Annotated in this window: 20 protein-coding genes; 16 read left to right on the top strand and 4 right to left on the bottom strand. The window is 66.2% G+C overall.

Features of this window, described 5'->3' with window-relative positions; genetic code table 11:
• The first annotated feature begins 26 nt into the window (after positions 1–26).
• The 10 genes from argS to RPB_RS13805 all read left to right on the top strand — a co-directional run bounded on the left by argS (position 27) and on the right by RPB_RS13805 (position 10855).
• Entirely contained in the window at positions 27–1820 is a 1794-nt protein-coding gene (gene argS / locus RPB_RS13850; protein WP_011441637.1) for an arginine--tRNA ligase, read from the top strand.
• Positions 1821–1921: 101 nt separating this feature from the next.
• Positions 1922–3439, top strand: a complete 1518-nt coding sequence (locus RPB_RS13845) for an SPOR domain-containing protein (RefSeq protein WP_011441636.1) — start codon at positions 1922–1924, stop codon at positions 3437–3439.
• Between the two features lie 48 nt (positions 3440–3487).
• Positions 3488–4513 (top strand): beta-N-acetylhexosaminidase, encoded by a 1026-nt coding sequence (gene nagZ, locus RPB_RS13840; protein ID WP_011441635.1) that lies wholly within the window; start codon positions 3488–3490, stop codon positions 4511–4513.
• Positions 4510–5340, top strand: coding sequence for a segregation and condensation protein A (locus RPB_RS13835; RefSeq protein WP_011441634.1), 831 nt, complete (start codon positions 4510–4512; stop codon positions 5338–5340). Before nagZ ends, RPB_RS13835 begins: the two co-directional genes overlap by 4 nt.
• 20 nt (positions 5341–5360) lie before the next feature.
• Positions 5361–6437: an SMC-Scp complex subunit ScpB gene (scpB, locus tag RPB_RS13830; protein ID WP_011441633.1), complete on the top strand. Its 1077-nt coding sequence runs from the start codon at positions 5361–5363 to the stop codon at positions 6435–6437.
• 150 nt (positions 6438–6587) lie between these two features.
• Complete coding sequence (locus tag RPB_RS13825) at positions 6588–6827, top strand: twin-arginine translocase TatA/TatE family subunit (RefSeq protein WP_011441632.1); 240 nt, start codon at positions 6588–6590, stop codon at positions 6825–6827.
• Positions 6828–7061: 234 nt separating this feature from the next.
• Positions 7062–7628 (top strand): Sec-independent protein translocase protein TatB, encoded by a 567-nt coding sequence (gene tatB / locus RPB_RS13820; RefSeq protein ID WP_011441631.1) that lies wholly within the window; start codon positions 7062–7064, stop codon positions 7626–7628.
• On the top strand, positions 7625–8443 hold the full coding sequence (gene tatC / locus RPB_RS13815; protein ID WP_011441630.1) for a twin-arginine translocase subunit TatC: 819 nt from the start codon (positions 7625–7627) through the stop codon (positions 8441–8443). The genes tatB and tatC overlap by 4 nt, the downstream gene beginning before the upstream one ends.
• Positions 8444–8679: 236 nt before the next feature.
• Positions 8680–10110 carry a serine--tRNA ligase gene (gene serS / locus RPB_RS13810; protein WP_011441629.1) on the top strand — a complete coding sequence of 477 codons (1431 nt, stop codon included), beginning with the start codon at positions 8680–8682 and terminating at the stop codon, positions 10108–10110.
• A 130-nt stretch (positions 10111–10240) separates the two neighbouring features.
• Positions 10241–10855, top strand: coding sequence for a CAP domain-containing protein (locus RPB_RS13805; protein ID WP_041798249.1), 615 nt, complete (start codon positions 10241–10243; stop codon positions 10853–10855).
• 210 nt (positions 10856–11065) lie between these two features.
• Here RPB_RS13805 and RPB_RS13800 read toward each other — a convergent pair whose 3' ends face one another.
• Positions 11066–11344 carry a hypothetical protein gene (locus RPB_RS13800; protein WP_011441627.1) on the bottom strand — a complete coding sequence of 93 codons (279 nt, stop codon included), beginning with the start codon at positions 11342–11344 and terminating at the stop codon, positions 11066–11068.
• Between the two features lie 224 nt (positions 11345–11568).
• Here RPB_RS13800 and surE point away from each other — a divergent pair, with 224 nt between their 5' ends.
• Positions 11569–12336, top strand: a complete 768-nt coding sequence (surE, locus tag RPB_RS13795; protein WP_011441626.1) for a 5'/3'-nucleotidase SurE — start codon at positions 11569–11571, stop codon at positions 12334–12336.
• A 159-nt stretch (positions 12337–12495) separates the two neighbouring features.
• On the opposite strand, the gene RPB_RS13790 is transcribed toward surE, so the two are convergent.
• Positions 12496–12867 (bottom strand): response regulator, encoded by a 372-nt coding sequence (locus RPB_RS13790; RefSeq protein WP_011441625.1) that lies wholly within the window; start codon positions 12865–12867, stop codon positions 12496–12498.
• Positions 12868–13085: 218 nt separating this feature from the next.
• On the opposite strand from RPB_RS13790, the gene RPB_RS13785 reads away from it, so the two are divergent.
• Positions 13086–13739, top strand: coding sequence for a protein-L-isoaspartate(D-aspartate) O-methyltransferase (locus tag RPB_RS13785; RefSeq protein ID WP_011441624.1), 654 nt, complete (start codon positions 13086–13088; stop codon positions 13737–13739).
• 99 nt (positions 13740–13838) lie between these two features.
• Positions 13839–15263, top strand: coding sequence for a M23 family metallopeptidase (locus RPB_RS13780; protein ID WP_011441623.1), 1425 nt, complete (start codon positions 13839–13841; stop codon positions 15261–15263).
• A gap of 85 nt (positions 15264–15348) precedes the next feature.
• On the opposite strand, the gene RPB_RS13775 is transcribed toward RPB_RS13780, so the two are convergent.
• Together RPB_RS13775 and RPB_RS13770 are read right to left on the bottom strand one after the other, a co-directional pair.
• Positions 15349–17085: a porin family protein gene (locus RPB_RS13775; protein ID WP_198135109.1), complete on the bottom strand. Its 1737-nt coding sequence runs from the start codon at positions 17083–17085 to the stop codon at positions 15349–15351.
• A gap of 108 nt (positions 17086–17193) precedes the next feature.
• The gene (locus RPB_RS13770) at positions 17194–18201 is read right to left on the bottom strand and encodes an ATP-binding protein (RefSeq protein ID WP_011441621.1); all 1008 of its coding nucleotides are present in this window, start codon (positions 18199–18201) and stop codon (positions 17194–17196) included.
• 189 nt (positions 18202–18390) lie between these two features.
• Here RPB_RS13770 and yajC point away from each other — a divergent pair, with 189 nt between their 5' ends.
• The 3 genes from yajC to secF are packed head-to-tail and all read left to right on the top strand — an operon-like array spanning position 18391 to position 21592.
• Positions 18391–18819 (top strand): preprotein translocase subunit YajC, encoded by a 429-nt coding sequence (gene yajC, locus RPB_RS13765; protein WP_011441620.1) that lies wholly within the window; start codon positions 18391–18393, stop codon positions 18817–18819.
• A 42-nt stretch (positions 18820–18861) separates the two neighbouring features.
• Complete coding sequence (gene secD, locus RPB_RS13760; RefSeq protein ID WP_011441619.1) at positions 18862–20463, top strand: protein translocase subunit SecD; 1602 nt, start codon at positions 18862–18864, stop codon at positions 20461–20463.
• Positions 20464–20488: 25 nt separating this feature from the next.
• The gene (gene secF, locus RPB_RS13755; RefSeq protein WP_011441618.1) at positions 20489–21592 is read left to right on the top strand and encodes a protein translocase subunit SecF; all 1104 of its coding nucleotides are present in this window, start codon (positions 20489–20491) and stop codon (positions 21590–21592) included.

Genomic DNA, 21592 nt, shown 5'->3' with positions numbered 1-21592 from the left:
GCCATCCCCCAATCAAAACTGCAGCCATGCCCGATCAAACCACGTCCACGCATCTGTTCGCCCATATCCTCGCGCGCGTGCACGCGGTCTGCGCCGCGCTGACCGACGAGGGCGCGCTGCCCACGGGAACCGACCTGTCGCGCATCGTGGTCGAACCGCCCAAGGACGCCTCCCACGGCGACATGGCGACCAATGCGGCGATGGTGCTCGCCAAGGACGCCAAGGCCAAACCGCGCGACCTCGCCGAGAAGATCGCCGAGAAGCTGCGGGCCGAAGACCAAATCGACACGGTCTCGATCGCGGGGCCCGGTTTCATCAACCTGACGCTGAAGCCTGCGGTCTGGGCCGAGGCGCTGCGCGCCGTGCTCGACGCCGGCGCAGGCTACGGCCGCAGCCGGGTCGGCGGGGCCGAGAAGGTCAACATCGAATACGTCTCCGCCAACCCGACCGGGCCGATGCATGTCGGCCATTGCCGCGGCGCGGTATTCGGCGATGCGCTGGCCAATTTGCTCGAGACCGCGGGTTACGACGTCACCCGCGAGTACTACATCAACGACGCCGGCGCGCAGGTCGACGTGCTGGCGCGTTCGGCATTCCTGCGCTACCGCGAGGCGCTCGGGGAAGACATCGGCGCTATTCCGGAAGGGCTCTATCCGGGCGACTATCTGGTCCCGGTCGGCACCGCCTTGGTGGCCGAGCACGGCGCCGCGCTGAAAGAACTGCCTGAGCCGCAGTGGCTTCCGATGGTCCGCGCAAAATCCATCGCGATGATGATGGAGATGATCAAGGCCGATCTCGCCGCGCTCGCGATTACGCACGAAGTGTTCTTCTCGGAGCGATCTCTGATCGAGGGCGAACGCAACCGTGTCGCCGACACGATCGACTTCCTGCGCGCCAAGGGCGACGTTTATCAGGGCCGTCTGCCGCCGCCGAAGGGCGCGCCGGTCGAAGACTACGAGGACCGCGAGCAGACGCTGTTCCGAGCCACGGCCTATGGCGACGACGTCGACCGGCCGCTGCTGAAGTCTGACGGTACCTATACGTATTTTGCCTCGGACATCGCCTATCACAAGGTCAAGTTCGATGCCGGCTTCGGCAACATGGTCGACGTCTGGGGCGCCGATCATGGCGGCTACATCAAGCGGATGCAGGCGGCGATCACGGCGGTGACCAGCGGCAAGGGCGCGCTCGACGTCAAGATCGTCCAGCTCGTCCGCCTGTTGCGCAACGGCGAGCCGGTGAAGATGTCGAAGCGGTCGGGCGATTTCGTCACGCTGCGCGAAGTCGTCGACGAGGTCGGCTCCGACGCCGTGCGCTTCATGATGCTGTTCCGCAAGAACGACGCGGTGCTCGACTTCGACCTCGCCAAGGTGATCGAGCAGTCGAAGGACAATCCCGTTTTCTACGTTCAGTACGGCCATGCCCGCGGCCATTCGATCTTCCGCAACGCCAAGGAGCTGTTCCCGGACCTGCCGGACGCGACCGAGGCTCGCATCGCCTTCCTGAAAGACGCCAACGCGGAGCGGCTGACCGACCCGTCGGAGCTGGACCTGCTGCGGCGGCTGGCACTGTTCCCGCGGACCGTAGAAGCCGCTGCGCTGGCCCACGAGCCGCACCGGGTGGCGTTCTATCTCTATGATCTCGCCAGTGAATTCCACGCGCTCTGGACGCGCGGGCGCGATTTGCCTCATTTACGCTTCATTATCAATAATGATGCAGAGATTACCAAGGCGCGACTGGCAATGGTTCAGGGCGTCGTCTCGGTTCTGGCTTCAGGGCTTGCCATTCTCGGCGTCACTGCGCCGGACGAGATGCGGTAGGGGGACAGCCGATCAGATGGGGATCTGTGGCGGCTTTTGAGAGCAGTTGATCTTCTGCGTGAGCGGGTTTGGCGGCTTTCCCGAATGGGACGCGACATCACATGACCGATCGATATCAGGACCGACCCTACCTGGCGGAAGGCGAGGCCCACGCAGCTTACGCCAAGCGCAATCCCGAGAATGACCCGCTCGCTGAACTCGCACGATTGATCGGTCAGACCGATCCGTTCGGGCAGGAAGCACCGCCATCGGGCCGGCCGTCGTCGCGTTCGACCGACTTTCGTCTGAGCAGCCCGCCGCCGATCGAAGACGAGGTGCCGCCGCCGACCCCCTCATGGTTGCAGCATCGTCGTGCTGCCGATCCAGCACCGTTGTCGCCGCCCGAACCCGAGCCTGACTTCAGCAGGCCGCCGTCCTTCGTCACAGCCGCATCGCCCCGGCTGGCCGACCCCGTCTATGATCCAGCGCCGTTCGATCGGCAATCGTTCGATCAGGTCGCCGAAGAGCCGAATAATTACGACCCTCACTATGCTGTGCAGCAGCCGTTGCCGTTGGAGCCGCCGCAATTCGTACCCGGCCGCTACGACGATGCGCTGTATGGCCAGCTCGATCCCGCCGACGTTCGTCCGGATCCGAACTATCCCGAGGCGCCTTATGGCTACGATGACGGATATGCCGACGAGCCGGACAGTCGGGCGTACAAGCCCCGTCGCAACAACATGATGACTGTGGCCGCTGTGTTGGCACTCGCCGTTGTCGGCACCGGCGGCGCGTTCGCCTATCGCAGCTTCACCAGCGGCCCCCGCACCGGCGAACCGCCGGTGATCAAGGCCGACGCCAGCCCGACCAAGGTGATGGCTGCGCCGTCGGCCTCCGCAGATGCTGCAGGCAAACCGATTCAGGACCGGCTCGCCGCCGGCAACAACATCGAAGCACTGGTGTCCCGCGAAGAGCAGCCCGCCGACCCGTCGCGTGCTGGGCAGGGTACGCGCGTGGTGCTGCCGCAACTCAACCAGAATCCGAATCCGCCCGCGGTGTCCGCCGTTGCGCCCGGGCCGAAGCCCAACCTTCCGCCGCCCAACAACGGCACGATTGCCGGCGAGGAGCCTCGGCGGATCAAGACCTTCAGCATCCGTCCCGACCAGGGCGATCCGGGCGCGGCGCCGGTCAATGTGGCTGCTCCTGCGACCCGGCAGGCGTCCCGCGCGCCGGCTCCGACGGCGCCTGCGCAGCGCCCGGCAGCGCGCCAGCTTGAAGATGCCAATGCTTCCGCGGGCAATACGCCGCTGTCGCTGGCGCCGAATTCAGGCGGGTCGCCAGCTGCCAACCAGCGCGTCGCAGCGCTGCCGCCCACGGAATCGGCCGGCGCGGGAGGCTATGTGGTGCAGGTGTCGTCGCAGCGCAGCGAGGCCGACGCGAAATCGTCGTATCGGACGCTGCAGGGTAAGTTCCCGTCCGTGCTCGGCCAGCGCGCGCCGTTGATCAAGCGCGCCGATCTCGGCAGCAAGGGCGTGTATTATCGCGCCATGGTCGGCCCATTCGGCAGTTCCGAAGAGGCGTCGAGACTCTGCGGCAACCTGAAAAGTGCCGGCGGACAGTGCGTCGTCCAGAGGAATTAACGCCCGTTTCCTTGACCCTGGAGGCGCGCGCGGGCTAAGCGGCCTTGTATGAGTTCGCGCGCCTTCATCACCGGGATATCCGGCCTTGGCCTCACAGACGACGAGCGCGGATTTATCCGTGAATCGCGTCCGTGGGGTTTCATCCTGTTCAAGCGCAACGTCGACAATCCGGCGCAAGTTTCCGGATTGGTTCAGCAATTGCGCACCGAGGTGGGCCAGCCGGACGCCCCGGTCCTGATCGATCAAGAGGGCGGGCGGGTGCAGCGGCTCGGCCCGCCGCATTGGCCGGTATATCCGCGCGGCGCGCTGTTCTCGGCACTTTACGATATTGATTCGCAGCTCGGCCTCGCAGCGGCGCGTCTCAGCGCCCGGCTGATCGCGTCCGACCTGTTCGATCTCGGCATCACCGTCGACTGCTTGCCGCTGGCCGACGTGCCGGTTTCGGGCGCCGATGCCGTGATCGGCGATCGCGCCTATGGCTTCGCGGCCGCCAAGGTGGCGGCGATCGCCCGTGCGGTCACCGAGGGCCTGGAGCAGGGCTCCGTGCTGCCGGTTCTCAAACATATCCCCGGCCACGGACGTGCCACTGCAGACAGCCATTTCCGCCTGCCGACGGTCGATACGTCGCGAGACGAGCTCGAACGCACCGATTTCTCCGCGTTCCAGCCGCTCGCCGATCTGCCGATGGCGATGACCGCACATGTTGTGTTTAGCGCCCTCGATCCCGCCCAACCCGCGACCACTTCTGCGACAATCATCGATCAGGTGATTCGCGGACGAATCGGGTTCCAGGGACTGCTGATGAGCGACGACGTCTCGATGAATGCGCTGGAGGGCACGATTGCGGAGCGCGCGCGCGCGAGCATCGCGGCGGGCTGCGACATCGTCCTGCATTGTAACGGTAAGCTCGACGAAATGCGGCAGGTGGCCTCCGAGGCCCCGGAATTGACCGGGCTGGCGCTGCAACGCGCTACGGCGGCGCTGGCGTCGCGCAAGCCGCCGCAACCGCTCGATCGCCGCGCTGCGCGCGCCGAACTCGAAACCTTGATTCTCCGCGCAGGAACGAGCGCATGACCGCTGAAATTCTGCAGTTCGACACTGGGCGGCCCGCTGAGCAGGTCGACCAGGACGAGGCGCTCGTCATCGACGTCGAGGGCTATGAAGGCCCGCTCGATCTGTTGCTGACGCTGGCGCGGCAGCAGAAGGTCGATCTGCACAAGATCTCGATCCTGGCGCTGGCCGACCAGTATTTGCTCTTCATCGAGGAAGCCCGAAAGATCCGCCTCGAACTGGCCGCCGACTATCTGGTGATGGCGGCATGGCTGGCGTTTCTGAAGTCGCGGCTGCTGCTGCCGGAGCCGCCGGCGGCCGAAGGCCCGAGCGCCGAGGACATGGCGACCGCGCTCGCCAACCGGCTGCGCCGCCTCGAGGCGATCCGCGAAGCCGCCAACCGGTTGATGACGCGGCCGCAATTGCAGCGCGAGATCTTTCCGCGCGGCATGGCGGAGGCGATCGACGAGATCAAGCATCCGAAATTCACCGCGACCCTGTACGACCTGCTCAGCGCCTACGCGACGCAGCGGCAGTCGCGCGTGCTCGCGAGCGTGCATCTGGCGCGGCGCACGGTGTGGTCGCTGAGCGAGGCGCGCGCGTCGCTGGAGCGGCTGGTCGGCCTCGCCGAGGATTGGAGCCGGCTCGACGAGTATCTGCTCCGATATCTGGCCGATCCTTCGCAGAAGGCAACGGTGCTGGCGTCGAGTTTCGCCGCAGCGCTGGAGTTGGTGCGCGAGGGCGAAGTCGAACTGCATCAGTCGGGGCCTCTCGCGCCTTTGTATTTTCGTAAGCGTCCGCCGTCTCCAGCGATGGAAGCGGCGGCCGTGCCGGACGTTCCGGCAGGGTAGTGGAAGAAGGAGAGCGAGCCATGGCAAGTCTGGCGGAGAAGCGCATCGTGGAGTTCGAACCCAAAGTCGAACACGCCGAGGTCAGCGCCGAACAGCAGCCGCAAACCCGGCCCGAGGAACTGCGCCTTCTCGAAGCCCTGCTGTTCGCCTCGACCGAACCGCTCGAACAGTCGGCGCTGGCCAAGCGAATGCCGGACGGCGTCGACGTCAAGGCGGCGCTGGCGCAACTCCAGGCCGACTACGCGCATCGCGGCGTCAACCTCGTGCGCATCGCCAGCAAATGGACCTTCCGCACCGCCGGCGATCTCGCCTGGCTGATGACGCGCGAGACCACCGAGACGCGCAAGCTGTCGCGCGCCGCGATCGAGATGCTGGCGATCATCGCCTATCACCAGCCGATCACCCGCGCCGAGATCGAAGACATCCGCGGCGTGGTGACCTCGAAGGGCACGCTCGACGTGCTGCTGGAGACCGGCTGGATCCGCCCGCGCGGCCGTCGCAAGACGCCGGGCCGGCCGCTCACCTTCGGCACCACGGAGAGCTTCCTGTCGCAGTTCAGCCTCGAAGCGCTGAGCGATCTGCCCGGCCTCGAAGAGCTGAAGGGCTCCGGCCTGCTCGATACTCGGCTGCCGACCGGCTTCAACGTGCCGACGCCGTCGGACGATCCGACGCTGCGCGAGGACGAGGACCCGCTGGAGTCCGGCGATCTCGAACTGGCGCTGGCGCCGGTCGCCGATCCGGAGACCGACGAAGTCGGTGCTGCGGCTCAGGCGGCCGAGGCGGAGACCGCTTGGACCGCGACTGTCGAGGCCGAAGTCGGCGAATCCGCGACCGGCCTTGCCGAGACGCCCGAGGATCAGCCTGCCGAGGCCGAGGTCGGCTTCGCCGAAGCCTATGAGGACGGATCGGACGCCACGGATACCGGCGCCACGGACGAGGCGACGCTGGAAACGCTCGAACACGATGAGTTCGACGACGAAACGGGCGCGTCGGACGCGGCGGAGACCGAAACCGCGGAGCTTGATACCGCCGAGGCCGACGAAGCCGAGGCGCACGACGACAACGGCGACGGCAAAGGCGGTCACGAGCCGAACTGACTCGCGTTAAGCGCGACGACAGGAACCTCCAGCCGCGACGATCACGACGCCGTTGTGGCGGCTTAAATCCTTGTTTTTGGCGACCTTTGCCCCTAGTTTCTGAGACAGGGCAAGGGCTGGCGCGCCGGTCGAGTTTCGGGAGATTGCAGGATGGGTTCACTCAGTATCTGGCACTGGATCGTCGTTATCGCGGTCGTCCTGCTGCTGTTCGGGCGGGGCAAGATCTCCGACCTGATGGGCGACGTCGCGCAGGGTATCAAGTCCTTCAAGAAAGGCTTGCAGGACGATGAAAAGACTGCCGAAAAGCCGGACGCCGTGAAGTCGCTCGATCACAATGCGACGACGGGCACCCCGCCCAATCGAACCGACGTCGGCAGCAAGGCGGTCTGACGCGGGCGTGGACCGGACGTTGCCGACCGGCGGAATCGCTTGCGGCAAACTGGTGGCAAACCCGAGGCACGTCGCGTGTCGAAGGCGGCGCGTGTGAACACGGCTCTTGTCGTCGAAACGGCTCTTGTCGTCTAACGTCGCCTCGGGCACAACACCGCATCGGGCAAGAGTGATCGCTGAGGCGGATGCCGATGTCGGCCCGCAAGCGCAAGTTTGGCATCTTCGGCAAGTCTCATGTTCGACATCGGGTGGAGTGAACTGGTCGTGATCGGAGTCGTCGCGCTGGTCGCGATCGGTCCGAAGGAACTCCCCGGCGTGCTGCGCATGGTCGGGCAATGGATGGGCAAGGCGCGCAAGCTCGCCTCGGAATTCCAGGGTCAGTTTCAGGAAGCGATGCGTGAGGCCGAGATGGCCGACCTCAAGAAGTCGTTCGACGAGGTCAAGGAAGCGACCGCCGGCCTGTCGACCAACAACATGCTGACCAAGCTCGGCAGCGAACTCTCCGAAGCCGCGGCGATCGACAAGAGCGCGCTCGACTCGCCGCCGGTCGAGCCGACCACGCCGGCGCCGCCGACGCCCGAAACCTTCATCGAAGCCACCACGCATCAGGCCGTCACCGGCGAGCCGCTGGCGATCGTCAGTGAAGCGCAGGCGGCCGGCGCGCATACGACGCTGCCGGTGCCGGCCGAAACCCACGCCCTCGCCACCACCGATCTGGCGCCGCCGGACCTGGCGCATCCCGCGCCCGCTCACCCCGAACCCACCAACTCCGAACCCGCCAAGGACGCCAAAGCCTCATGAGCGCCGAGGACATCGAAGCCTCCAAGGCGCCGCTGATGGATCATCTGGTCGAGCTGCGCGCGCGGCTGATCAAGGCGCTGCTGGCGTTCGGCATCGCCTTCATCTTCTGCTTCTTCTTCGCCAAGCAGATCTACAACGTGCTGGTGTGGCCGTTCGTCTGGGTCGCGGGCGCGGAGAATTCGAAATTCATCTACACCGCGCTGCTGGAATACTTCCTCACCCAGCTCAAGCTGGCGATGTTCGGCGCCGGCTTCATCTCGTTCCCGATCATCGCGACGCAGATCTACAAATTCGTCGCGCCCGGCCTCTACAAGCACGAGAAGAACGCCTTCCTGCCGTATCTGGTGGCGACGCCGGTGTTCTTCGCGCTCGGCTCGCTCTTGGTGTATTTCATCGTGCTGCCGATGCTGGTGCGGTTCTCGCTCGGCATGCAGCAGATCGGCGGCGACGAGACTGCGCAGATCCAGCTGCTGCCCAAGGTCGGCGAATATCTGTCGCTGATGATGTCGCTGATCTTCGCCTTCGGCCTGGCGTTCCAACTCCCGGTGATCCTGACGCTGCTCGGCCGCATCGGCGTGCTGACCTCGAAGCAGCTGCGCGAGAAGCGCCGCTATTTCATCGTCGGCGCCTTCGTCATCGCCGCGGTGCTGACCCCGCCCGACGTCATCAGCCAGGCCTCGCTCGCGATCCCGCTGATGATTCTCTACGAGGGCTCGATCTTCGCCGTGGCGTTCGTCGAGAGGGATCTGAAGGCCAAAGCGGCGGCGGCAGCGGCGGCCGATTCGACCGAGGCTCCGCCACCGGCTGCGGGGTAGGACTCTCGACGCATTTTGCCGTCATCCTGAGGAGGCCGGCATCGCCCGAGGGGCGAGGCTGGCCGTCTCGAAGGATGGGCGCCTGCATGGCGCCCGCCGCCGCATCCTTCGAGGCGCGCAAGGGCGCGCACCTCAGGATGACGACTCGGCGGATGCGGACGCGCATCAGCTTCCAAACCCGGCCCAATCGCGCTACTGCAGAGCCCTTCTTTGCGCCGGTTTCCAGGACGAGACTCATGCACGACATCAAAGCGATCCGCGACAATCCGCAGGCGTTCGACGCGGCGTTCACGCGGCGGGGGCTGGCGCCGATCGCCGACAGCCTGATCAAGCTCGACGAGACCCGGCGCGCGGCGATCCTGGAGTCCGAGAAGGCGCAGGCGCGGCGCAATGCGGCGTCGAAGGAGATCGGCGACGCCAAGAAGGCCAAGGACAATGCGCGGGCCGACGCGCTGATGGCCGAGGTCGCCGAGCTCAAGACCACCATGCCGGCGCTCGAGGCCGCGGTGAAGGAGGCCGACGAGGCGCTGAAAAAGGCGCTGTCGGAAATCCCGAATCTGCCGCTCGACGAGGTGCCGGAAGGCGCCGACGAGCACGGCAATGTCGACCATCATCGCTTCGGCGCCAAGCGCGACTACGCGTTCACGCCCAAGGCTCACTACGATCTCGGCGAGGCGCTCGGGATGATGGACTTCGAAGCCGCCGCGAAGATCAGCGGCGCGCGCTTTGTCGTGCTGAAGAAGGGCCTCGCCCGGCTCGAACGCGCGATCGGGCAGTTCTTCCTCGACGTGCATACTGGCGAGCATGGGTACACGGAAGTAAATCCTCCCCTGTTAGTGCGCGATGATGCAATGTTCGGGACGGCGCAGTTGCCGAAATTCAGGGAAGACCAGTTCCAGACTGTTACAGAAGAGGTTCGCCGAAGAACGATAGTCGAGTTTGTTTCGTCGGCAATGAAGCTCGGAGCATCGGCTACTGATGCTGGCGGTTCTGAGTTTGCTCGTCAGCTTGCTAACGAAGAGCTTGTGGATTTCAGTTATGCCAAGATGCCCGAGCGTTTTTGGCTCATCCCCACCGCCGAAGTCTCGCTCACCAATCTCGTCCGCGAATCCATTCTCGACGAGAAAGAGCTGCCGATGCGGCTGACGGCGCTGACGCCGTGTTTCCGCGCGGAGGCGGGGGCTGCGGGGCGGGATACGCGCGGGATGATCCGGCAGCATCAGTTCACCAAGGTGGAGCTGGTGTCGATCACCACGCCGGAGCAGTCCAAGGACGAGCACGAGCGGATGTTGAGCTGCGCCGAGGAAGTGCTGCGCCGGCTCGGGCTGCACTACCGCGTCATGACGCTGTGCACCGGCGACATGGGGTTTGCGTCGCAGAAGACCTACGACATCGAAGTCTGGATGCCGGGGCAGGGCGAGGGCGGGGCTTACCGCGAAATCTCGTCGTGCTCGGTGTGCGGCGACTTCCAGGCCCGCCGGATGGATGCGCGCTCGCGCGGCCCGGATGGCAAGCCGCGCTTCGTCCACACGCTGAACGGCTCCGGCACCGCGGTCGGCCGCGCGTTGATCGCGGTGATCGAGAACTATCAGCAGGAGGACGGCTCGATCGCCGTGCCCGACGCGCTGCAGCCCTATATGGGCGGGCTGAAAGTGATCGCGAAGTAAGCTGATGAATCTCCCCGTCATTGCGAGGAGCACCCGGATCGGCGCTCCGCGCCGTCCGAGCACAGGCTCCGCGACGAAGCAATCCAGGGGCTCCGTACTCGGCGCCCTGGATTGCTTCGCTGCGCTCGCAATGACGCTGCTACTTGCGGCGGTGTTGTTCGTTATCAGCTCTTCGACTCCCGCTTTCGCCCAATCGCCGGCCGAACTGATCTCGCAGTTCCGCGCCAAGAACGGCGAGGGCGCGGTGACGCTGGACGCGACGCTGAATGCCGTCGCGCAGGAGCAAGCCACCGCGATGGCGGCGAAAGACGTGCTCGATCACGACGTCGCAGGCAATTTCACCGCGCGGGTGGCGCGGTCGAAGGCCGGCAGCGCCGCCGAGAACATCGCCTATGGCTACGCCGATTTTCCGCGCACGCTGGGGCAGTGGATCAATTCGTCGGGCCACCGCCGCAACCTGCTGCTGAAGGGCGCGTCGAAAGTCGGCATCGCCAACGCCAAGAGCGCCAGCGGCCGGACCTATTGGGCGATGGTGATCGGCGGCGATTACGAGAAGCCGAAGCCTAAGCCCGCGCAGGTGCCGAAGGCCAAATCTGCCAAGGACAAGGCCGGCAAGGACAAGCCGGCGAAGAGCACCGCCGAAGCCGCCAAGGGCAAGACGACCAAGGATGCCCCGGCCAAGTCCAAACCGCCGAAGCCCGCCGCGCGCGACTGCACCATCAAGCTGCTGGGGCTGTGCATCTGATCTCCACGTTCCCCGGACGCGCTGCGGCACCCGCAACGAGTCGTCCCCGCGCAGGCGGGGACCCATATCCCCTGGCTTTTCAAGTTGAAGAAGGGCCTCTGCCGCACCGGTTCAATCGAGAGGCTGCGGCGTATGGGTCCCCGCCTGCGCGGGGACGACATGCTGATAGGCAACGGCCAAAACGCTGCGCGCCGCGCCCGGGACGCGGGATCACTCCGCCGCGACCTTGTGCGACTTCGCGGCGGCGAGGTCGCGGTCCATCACGGCGCGGCAGCCGGTCGAGAGCTTGGTGCGGTTGCTGCGCATGCAGGCGGTGATCTTCGGGATGCTCGGGATTTCCGACGCGCACAGCTTGAAGGCGTCGTCGGTGCACATCTGCGCGGCCTCGGCGCTGTAGGCGAAGCTCGCGGTCGAGGCTGCCGGCAGCGACGCGGCGACGATCAGCGACAACGCGATGCGGCGGATCAGGCTAATGCGGGTGGTGGTCATGATCGCTGTCCCTCTGCTCGGCCGCCCTGTGCGGCTGTTGATGGCAGAGCTTCTCACGAGCGGTATTCGGCGACTGTGATGGTCGTCACACCGACTGGTGGACGGCGCATTTTGGAGGGCGGGTGTCCGGCGTCGGCGACTCGGCGGTCGGTATTTGCCTCTGCCACCGGGGGCGGATAAGACGGCGCCTGGATCAACGACCTGATGAAAGGCGCCCGAGCGATATGCGGATTCTGTGCACCAATGACGATGGCATCCATGCGCCCGGGCTCAAAATCGTCGAGGACATCGCCCGCGCGCTGTCCGACGACGTCTGGGTGGTGGCGCCGGAACTCGACCAGTCGGGCGTGTCGCATTCGCTGTCGCTGAATGATCCGCTGCGGCTGCGCGAAGTCGGCCCGCGGCATTTCGCGGTGCGCGGCACGCCGACCGATTGCGTGATCATGGGCGCGCGGCACATTCTCGCCGACAAGGCGCCTGATCTGGTGCTGTCCGGCGTCAACCGCGGCCGCAACGTCGCCGAGGACGTGGTCTATTCCGGCACCATCGCCGGCGCGCTGGAGGGCACCATTCTGGGCCTGCCGTCGTTCGCGCTGTCGCAGGAATTCACGCTCGAGACCCGCAACGCGCCGCTGTGGGACACCGCCAAGGCGCATGGTCCGGAGATCCTGCGCAAGGCGATCAAGGCCGGCGTGCCGAAGAACACCGTGATCAACATCAACTTCCCGGCCTGCGCGCCGGACGAGGTCGCGGGCGTGCAGGTGACGCGGCAGGGCAAGCGCAACCAGGGCTTCCTGCGCGTCGACGAGCGCCACGACGGCCGCGGCAATCCGTATTTCTGGATCGGCTTCGAGCGCGTCGCCGTGGTCGACATGCCGGCCGAAGGCACCGATCTCGCCGCGCTGGCGGCGAAGTACATCTCGGTCACGCCGCTGCGGCTCGACCGCACCGACGAGGCGTTCTCCGCCACGCTGGCGAAGACGCTGGGGTGATCTGGACGTCATCGGATGTCTGCCGTCATCCTGAGGCGCGAGCGTAGCGAGCCTCGAAGGATGACAGCGACGCGGACGGTGTCTGCGGCCCATCCTTCGAGGCTCGCCGCGATGCGGCGAGCACCTCAGGATGACGACGAATGCGCTGATGCGCGAGAACTACGCCGTGCCGCGCAGGGTGGTGTCGAGGGCCTGCTTGAGCGATTCGATCTGGAACGGCTTCTGCAGCGCCGGGCGGTCGCGATAGTCTTCCGGCACGCCCTGGGTGCCGTAGCCGGTGGCGAAGATGAAGGGGCGGTTGCGCGCCTTCAGCACGTCGGCAACCGGCGAGATCACCTTGCCGTTGACGTTGACGTCGAGAATCGCGACGTCGAAATCGGTCGTGCCGGCGAGCTTGACGGCTTCGTTGATCTCGCCGGTTTCGGCGGCGACGCTGAAGCCGAGCTCCTCCAGCATGTCGACGACCATCATCCTGATCATCGCCTCGTCTTCAACCAGGAAGACGGTGCGGGCCGGCTTGTCGATCGTCATTGGGTATCCCCTTGGAGCCGCCCGCAATCTGGGCTGGCGTCGCGATTGTAAACTCGCAAAAACCACAGGGCAAAGCAATCGCAACCTGCCGCTGCGACATCGCGATCAAGCACAGGCTTGCCAGAAATCGCTCGGCCATCCAACAATTTGATCGAATCGGGGAATTCGGCGATGGAACCCGGGCCGCTGCGCTCCCGTGCCGGCCCGAGCGAGGGGCAATGATCAGTTCCGTGGCGCCGCCGCCGGAAAAGATGCTGTTTCAATTGAGCCTGCGCCGCCGCGGGATTAGCGATCGCGGCGTGCTGCAGGCGATGGAATCGGTGCCGCGCGACCGTTTCGTCGACGCGGTGCATCGTGACAGTGCCTGGCGCGACACCGCGCTGCCGATCGCCTGCGGCCAGACCATCAGCCAGCCCTTCGTCGTCGCCTATATGACCGAACAGCTTCATCTCCAGCCCGGCCACCGCGTGCTCGAGATCGGCACCGGCTCCGGTTACCACGCCGCGGTGCTGTCGCGGCTGGTGCGCGACGTCGTCAGCGTCGAGCGCTTCAAGACGCTCGCCGACCGCGCCCGCGCCCGGCTGAAGGAATTGAACTACGCCAATGTCGAGGTGGTGCTCGGCGACGGCTTCGCGCTGCCGGAGGGGCAGGGTACCTTCGACCGCATCCTGGTGACCGCGGCGATGGCCGAACTGCCGCAGCCGTTGCTCGATCTGCTCGACCCCGACGGCATCCTGATCGCACCGATCGGGCCGGGAAACGGGCGGCAGACGCTGATCCGGGTGCAGCGCAAGGACGACGGCTTCCTGCGCAAGCCGCTGGTCGACGTGCGCTTCGTGCCGGCGCTGCCGGGCATCGCCCGCGAGCTCTGAGCGTCGTCCGTCAAGGCCCGTCGCGGCGCAGGGTTAAACGCTTGTTTACTGCCGACGTGTTTACTCAATTTACCTTGAGTTGCGTATGAGTGAGTAACCATGTCCCGCGTAGTCGAGTTGCTTTACTCGCGCCGGGCCCCGCAAATGGCGGTGCTGGCGTTCGTTTCGGTCGGATTCAGCGCGTGCAGCGCGGACATGCAGACCCGTTTTCAGCAGGCCCCGTTCGGGCCGGTCGAAACCACCGGGTCGGTGCAGCGGCAGGCGCCGCCGCAGCAGCGCTATGCCGAGCCGCGTGAGCTGCCGCAATATGCGCGGCCGCAATATCAGCCCGCCCAGCCGCAATACCAGTCGCAGGCCTTGCCGCCGATCTCGGCGCCACCGTCCTATCCGGTCGCGGGTGGCGGCAGTGGCGTGTCGGGCGGCGGACGTGGCGTCGGCTCCTACGAGCCGCCGGCGCGCGCCCCGATGGAAACCACCGGCACCGTGGCGCCGCGTTCGGTCGCTGCGGCGCGGCCGGCTCCCGCGCCGGGCCCGGCGCCTGTTCCGGCCAGCGGCACCACCATCATCGTCGGCACCAGCGATACGCTGGAAGGCCTGGCGCGTCGCTACAACGTCTCGACCGCCGATATTCTGCACGCCAATGGCTACAAGGGGCCCCGCCGCCTGCAGCCCGGCCAGTCGCTGGTGATCCCGAGCCGCGTCGCCACGCTGCAGGCGCCTGCCGCCGCGCCGCCGGCGACCCGTCCGGTCGCGGCTGCTGCGCCGGTGGCCGCCGCCGCGCCGCCGCGGGTGCACTATGTCAACAACGGCGACACGCTGATGAACATCGCGCGCCGCAACAACATCTCGCTGAGCGAGCTGGCGCGCTACAATCGCCTCGACACCACTACCCGGCTGAAGCCCGGCATGAAGATCAACGTGCCGGGCAGCCGCGCCACCGCAGCGGCGACGCAAGCCGCCGCGCCGGCCCAGGTCGCCGCCGCGCCGGCTGCGGCGCCGGTCGCCGCACCGCCGGTGCGGATGGCGGCCGCGGTGCCGGCCGATCCGGTGCAGAAGGCGCGTCTGGTTTCGCCGACCGAAACACCGGCCGCAGCCGCGCCCGCCGAAGCCGCGCCGGTCAAGGCGGCCGAGGCTACCGGCGCGCTGCCGAGCTTCCGCTGGCCGGTGCGCGGCCGGGTCATCACCGCCTATGGCGCCAAGACCAACGGCAAGTCGAACGACGGCATCAACCTCGCGGTGCCGGAAGGCACCCCGATCAAGGCGGCCGAGGACGGCGTCGTGGCGTATTCCGGCAACGAGCTGAAGGGCTACGGCAACCTCGTGCTGGTGCGCCATTCCAACGGCTACGTCACCGCCTACGCCCATGCCAGCGAACTGATGGTCAAGCGCGGCGAGACCATCAAGCGCGGCCAGACCATCGCGAAATCCGGACAGTCGGGTGAAGTCGGCTCACCGCAGCTGCACTTCGAGATCCGCAAGGGATCGTCCCCGGTCGATCCGCTCAAGTTCCTCAACGGCGCCTGAGCAGCGCCGTCGAGGGAAGCGTGCCTGACAAGCGAAATGCCCGACCAAAGGTCGGGCATTTTTTTGGCGAAGTGCGGCGCCGCGCCTAGCGGACGTCGAACTTGTAGGACGCCTGCACGAAGGTGCCGTAGCGCTCGACGCGGATCGGCAGCAATTGCGTCGCGACGGGACTGCCGAACCCGGCGGTCTCCACGTCGGTCGCCCACATCGCCCAATAGCGGCCGCCGACACCGACGTTGAACGTCGGAGTCACGTCGTAGCTGAGGATCGCTTCGAGCTGAACGCCGCGTCCCGTTCCCCAGGCCGGGGAATTCTTGTCCGGGACGTCGGTCCGATTGTGGTGGACGTCGAGCGCGGAGATGTGCGCGTAGGGCAGATAGGCCGCGTCGACCGTGAGCTTGGCGCCGGGCGCAATGGTCAGGCTGCCATTGGCTCCGAGCCGCAGCGAGTGCCAATCCTCATGCTGGGTGATCGCGATCTGGCTGGTCGGATCGGGGACGCTGCACGGCGAGGGCAGGCCGACCAGCGCGATCTGCGCGCAGCCGAACGCATCCTTGCGATCACGATAGAAATTGTAGCCGGCGAACACGCCGAGCTTGCCGGTGGCATCGCCGAGCAGATCGATGCCGGCGTCCAGCGTCGCGTAAGCAATCGTGCCGGTCACCTTGCCATGATAGGTGTTCGAATAGGCTGCAGCGAAGTTCGGGTCGGTCGGAAACCAGTCCTCGTCGTTCATCTTGCCCGCGACCAGCCCGCCGCCGCCGGCGAAGCCCTTCAGGAACAGCTTCCGCGGGCTGTCGATCCGCCAGAACACTTCGCCCGAATGACCTTCGCTTTCATAGGTCAGGCGCGAGACCAGATGGTCCTGCTGGGCGTTGACGGTGTTGAGCGTGAGATCGTTCTGATAGCGGCCGCGGCTGTACCAATAGCGGGCGCCGACATCGAACTGCCAAGCCGCCCATGGGCTCGTGGCCGGCGCTTTCACGGGCAGGAGCGGGGTTTGTTCGGCGATGCCGGCGCCGCGTCCGAAGTAATAGTTCAGTCCGAGCTTGACCAGATGCATATCCTGCCGGGCCTGCGTCGCTGCGCCGACGGTGTTGATCAGGCTGGAGGGATCGTTCGGGATCTGAAGAAATCCGCCATCGGGGCTGTCGATCCCGCGACGACCGAACGCCGCATAGTCGTACTCGGCCTTGACGGTCCAGCCGGACGACAACCCGTATTCGAGGCCCGCCCCCACGGTCCAGCCCCAGCGCGTCGCGTCGAGCTTCGCCGCCGGCTGGTTCAGATAGTCGACCGCATTGGTGGTCATGGTCAGGTCGCCCGCCAGAACCGCGGCGCCGCCCTTGAGGTAGGCCAGCGAGCGCCCCTGCGGTCCGAACACGCGACCGATCCGCCCGGTGACGGTGCCGAGCGCGTGCTCGCGGACGCGGCAATTCGCCGACACGAACTGGCCGGAGTAAGCAAGGCAGGTGTCGGTGCCGTCGGCGTCGAGAGCGGATGCGTCCAGTTCGATGCCGAGCACCCAAGGCGAGCCCGGCACTTGCCAATTGTAGCCCGCCTGCAGGCCGGCGAGCGCCTTCGGCACGCGGATGGTATCGCCATAGATCGACGGTCCGTAAGGGTTGTCGACCTTCACCGTTCCAAATCCGGCGCCCAGATGCGCGCCGACATAGAATCCTGTCCAGGTCCAGACGGCGCCTGCGAGCGGAGCTGCAGGCCGCGCGAGATCCGCGGCCTGTGACGTGCCGGACGGCGTGAGAAGCGCGGCTGAAAGATAGAAGACGGATATGCGCACGGCGTTTGCCCCCAAAGTCGCCATCGACATCTGGTCGAGACGACGGCCGCGAGCGACGATCGCCTCGACGAATCGAGGTCGCAGTTTAGGGTCGGCCGGCTTCGCTTGCGAAGCGGAAACTCGCTGCGGCGATTACTTGCCGCCGAGCCGCACCTTCATCCGACCGGCGAGGTCCTGCACGAATTGCCAGGCGACGCGGCCGGAGCGCGAGCCGCGCGTCGTCGACCATTCCAGCGCCTCGCGCTCGAGCTGCTCGTCATCGACCCGAATGCCGTAATGGTCGCAATAGCCGCGCACCATCGTCAGGAATTCGTCCTGGCTGCATTTATGGAAGCCGAGCCACAGCCCGAAGCGATCCGACAGAGATACCTTCTCCTCGACGGCTTCGCCGGGATTGATCGCGGTCGAGCGCTCGTTCTCGACCATCTCGCGCGCCAGCAGATGCCGCCGGTTGGAGGTGGCGTAGAGAATCACATTGTCCGGCCGGCCTTCGATGCCGCCCTCGAGCACCGCCTTCAGCGATTTGTACGAAGCGTCGTTGCCGTCGAACGACAGGTCGTCGCAGAACACGATGAAGCGATCATCCGACTCCCGCAGCAGCGTCATCAGCGCCGGCAGGCTTTCGATGTCCTCGCGGTGGATCTCGATCAGCTTCAGCGTGCCGGCGACGTCGGGCCGCGCGTTGACATGAGCGTGAGCGGCCTTGACCAGCGACGATTTGCCCATGCCGCGCGCGCCCCACAACAAGGCGTTGTTGGCGGGCAGGCCGGTCGCGAACCGTTCGGTATTGTCGATCAGGGTGTCGCGCATCCGGTCGATGCCCTGCAGCAGGTCGAGTTCGACCCGGCTGACCTTGGGAACCGGCGCCAGTCGCCCCTCGGGGTGCCAGATGAAAGCCTCGGCGGAGGCCAGCGTCGCGGCGGCCGGCTGCGCCGAAGTCCCCGCCAAATGCGCCGAAATGCCCTCCAGTGCGCGCGCGATGCGCTCCAGCGTCGATGAATCCGCGGCTGCCGCGGCCGGCCTGGGCGCGGTGCCGCGGCGCTTGGCGGCGGGCTTCTTGGCGGCGGGGCGGGACGGGCGGGCGGATTTGGGGCGGGACGTCTTGGATTGGGTTGTCTTGGATTTGGTTGTCTTGGCCATGCTTGCACTTCCTGTTGCGGCAGCCATATCGGGCTGTGGCAGGCCGGGCAAGCGGCGGAAACGGAGGGCGAATGAGAGGGTTGGCAGCGTTGCAATTGGGACCGCGGCCGCTATAGTCCGCGCGAATTTGCGCCCCCCGGACGTCGCCCTCGCGCCGCGCCGGCTCGCTTCTTTTCACGGGGAATCCGGATGTTTGTTACTCCTGCATTTGCTCAGGCCGCGGCCGCCGGCGGCGACGCCAACAGCATGCTGATGTCGCTGCTGCCGTTCGCGCTGATCTTCGTCATCATGTATTTCCTGATCCTGCGGCCGCAGCAGCGCAAGGTGAAGGAGCACGCCGAACTGGTGAAGAACATCCGCCGCGGCGACACCATCATCACCTCGGGCGGCCTGGTCGGCAAGGTGACCAAGGTGGTCGACGACGACCAGATCGAGTTCGAACTCGCCGACGGTGTCCGCGCGCGCCAGATGCGCCAGATGATCACCGGCGTCCGCACCAAGGGCGAGCCGGTCAAGGACGTTCCCGAGAAGGGCAAGGGCAAGTCCAAGGACAAGGACGCCGACGACAAGGCCGAATCGGCCAAGGACTCGACCAAGGACGACACCGCGTCGAGCTGACGCGGTCGCGGCGCCTTCTCAGGTTTCTGACGGGACAACTCGATGCTGTATTTCACACGGTGGAAGGCGCTGGCGGTCATTGTGACGGCGCTGGCGGTGTGCCTTTGCGCCGTTCCCAACTTCTTCCCCGACCACACCGTGAAGACCTGGCCGAAATGGGCGCAGCGCCATCTGGTGCTGGGCCTCGACCTGCAGGGCGGCTCGCACATCCTGCTCGAGGTCGACGCCAATTCGGTGAGGAAGGACAAGCTCGATTCGGTGCGCGACGATGCGCGCCGGGTGCTGCGCGAAGCCCGGATCGCCTATACGGGTCTGGCGACGAAGGGCGACCAGGTCGAGGTTCGGATCAGCAAGGAGAACGAGGTCCCGACCGCGCTCACCAAGCTGCGTGAGCTGTCGCAGCCGCTCGGTGGCTTGCTCGGCAGCAACGGCCAGCGCAGCCTCGACGTCACCGATGCCGGTGGCGGCTTGATCCGGCTGACCGTGCCGCAGGCGGCGATCGCCGAACGGGTGCGCCAGTCGGTCGACCAGTCGATCCAGATCGTCGAGCGCCGCGTCAACGAACTCGGCACCGTCGAGCCGCTGATCCAGCGTCAGGGCGCCGATCGGATTCTCGTCCAGGTGCCCGGTCTGCAGGATCCGACCCGATTGAAGGAACTGCTCGGCAAGACAGCCAAGCTCGACTTCCGCATGGTGGATTCCTCGGTGTCGCCCGAACAGGCGCAAGCGGGCCGCGCGCCGTCGGATTCCGATGTGCTGATGAGTTCGTCGTCGCCGAAGCAGCCTTACGTCATCAAGAAGCAGGTGCTGGTGTCCGGCGCCGATCTCACCGACGCGCAGCCGGGCTTCGACCAGCGCACCAGCGAGCCGATCGTCAGCTTCCGCTTCAACACCAACGGCGCCCGCAAATTCGCCCGCGCCACCACCGAGAATGTCGGCCAACCGTTCGCGATCGTGCTCGACAACGAGGTGATCTCCGCGCCCGTGATCCGTGAGCCGATCACCGGCGGCTCCGGCCAGATTTCCGGCAGCTTCACCGTGCAGGGCGCCAACGATCTCGCGATCCTGCTGCGCGCCGGCGCGCTGCCGGCGCCGCTGACGATCATCGAGGAACGCACCGTCGGCCCCGGCCTCGGCCAGGATTCGATCGAGAAGGGCGAACTCGCGGCCTATGTCGGCTCGATCCTCGTCATCATCTTCATGCTGCTGACCTACCGGCTGTTCGGCGTGTTCGCCAACATCGCGGTGGCCGTCAACGTGGCGATGATCTTCGGCGTGCTGTCGCTGCTCAACGCCACGCTGACGCTGCCCGGCATCGCCGGCGTGGTGCTCACCGTCGGCATCGCGGTGGACTCCAACGTGCTGATCTACGAGCGCATCCGCGAGGAGCTGCGCGCCGGCCGCAATGCGATCTCGGCGATCGATGCCGGCTTCAAGCGGGCGCTGTCGACGATTCTCGATTCCAACATCACCACCTTCATCGCCGCCGCGGTGCTGTTCTACATCGGCACCGGGCCGGTGCGCGGCTTCGCGGTGACGCTCGGCATCGGCATTATCACCACCGTGTTCACCGCCTTCACCGTGACCCGGCTGATCGTTGCCACCTGGGTGCGGTGGAAGCGGCCGCAGACCGTGCCGATCTGACGCCCATCATCCGAAAGAGCTGCAAGTGACATCGACACAGTGGATTTTGATCGGGCTGGGCGCGTTGGTCGTGGCGCTGACGATCGTCAGCATCATGGGCTGGCTGCCGTCGCTGCGGATCGTGCCCGACGACACGCATTTCGACTTCACCCAATTCCGGCGGATCAGTTTTCCGATCTCGGCGCTGCTGTCGATCGCCGCGATCACGCTGTTCTTCACCCACGGGCTGAACTTCGGCATCGACTTCAAGGGCGGCACGCTGCTCGAGGTCAGGGCTCATTCCGGCGCGGCCGATATCCCCGGGATGCGCGACACGCTGAGCAAACTCGGGCTCGGTGAAGTCCAGCTCCAGCAATTCGGCGGTCCGTCCGAGGTGCTGATCCGCGTTGCCGAACAGCCCGGCGGCGACGCCGCGCAGCAGGAGGCGGTGCAGAAGGTGCGCGGCGCGCTCGGCAATTCGGTCGACTATCGCCGCGTCGAAGTGGTCGGCCCGCGCGTCTCGAGCGAACTCCTGGCCTACGGCATGCTCGGCCTGATGCTCGCGATCCTGGGCATTCTGGTCTATCTCTGGTTCCGGTTCGAATGGCAGTTCGCGCTCGGCGCGATGATCGCCAACGTCCACGACATCGTGCTGACGATCGGCTTCATGTCGATCAGCCAGGTCGATTTCGACCTCACCAGCATCGCGGCGCTGCTGACGATTCTCGGCTATTCGCTCAACGACACCGTGGTGATCTACGACCGCATCCGCGAGATGCTGCGGCGCTACAAGAAGATGCCGATGCCGCAGCTTCTGAACGAGTCGATCAACTCGACGCTGTCGCGCTCGATCATCACCCACGTCACCGTGACGCTGGCGCTGTTCGCGCTGCTGCTGTTCGGCGGCAACGCGATCCACTCCTTCACGGCGGTGATGATGTTCGGCGTGGTGCTGGTCGGCACCTACACCTCGATCTTCATCGCGGCGCCGATCCTGATCTATCTCGGCGTCGGCACGCATCGGCTCGACGATCCGTCGGAAAAAACCGAACGGTCGGAAAAGGCCGCGGCGCTGGCGACACCCGAGGGGGCCGCGATTCCCCAGACGGCCGAGAAGCCGAAGAAGCCTGTGAAGTCGGGGAAGCGCTGA

The organism is Rhodopseudomonas palustris HaA2 (genome assembly GCF_000013365.1).
In the GTDB taxonomy this organism is placed as follows: Bacteria; Pseudomonadota; Alphaproteobacteria; order Rhizobiales; family Xanthobacteraceae; genus Rhodopseudomonas; species Rhodopseudomonas palustris_J.
Note: the sequence above shows the minus strand (reverse complement) of the source record. Positions and strands in the feature narration are given on the sequence as shown.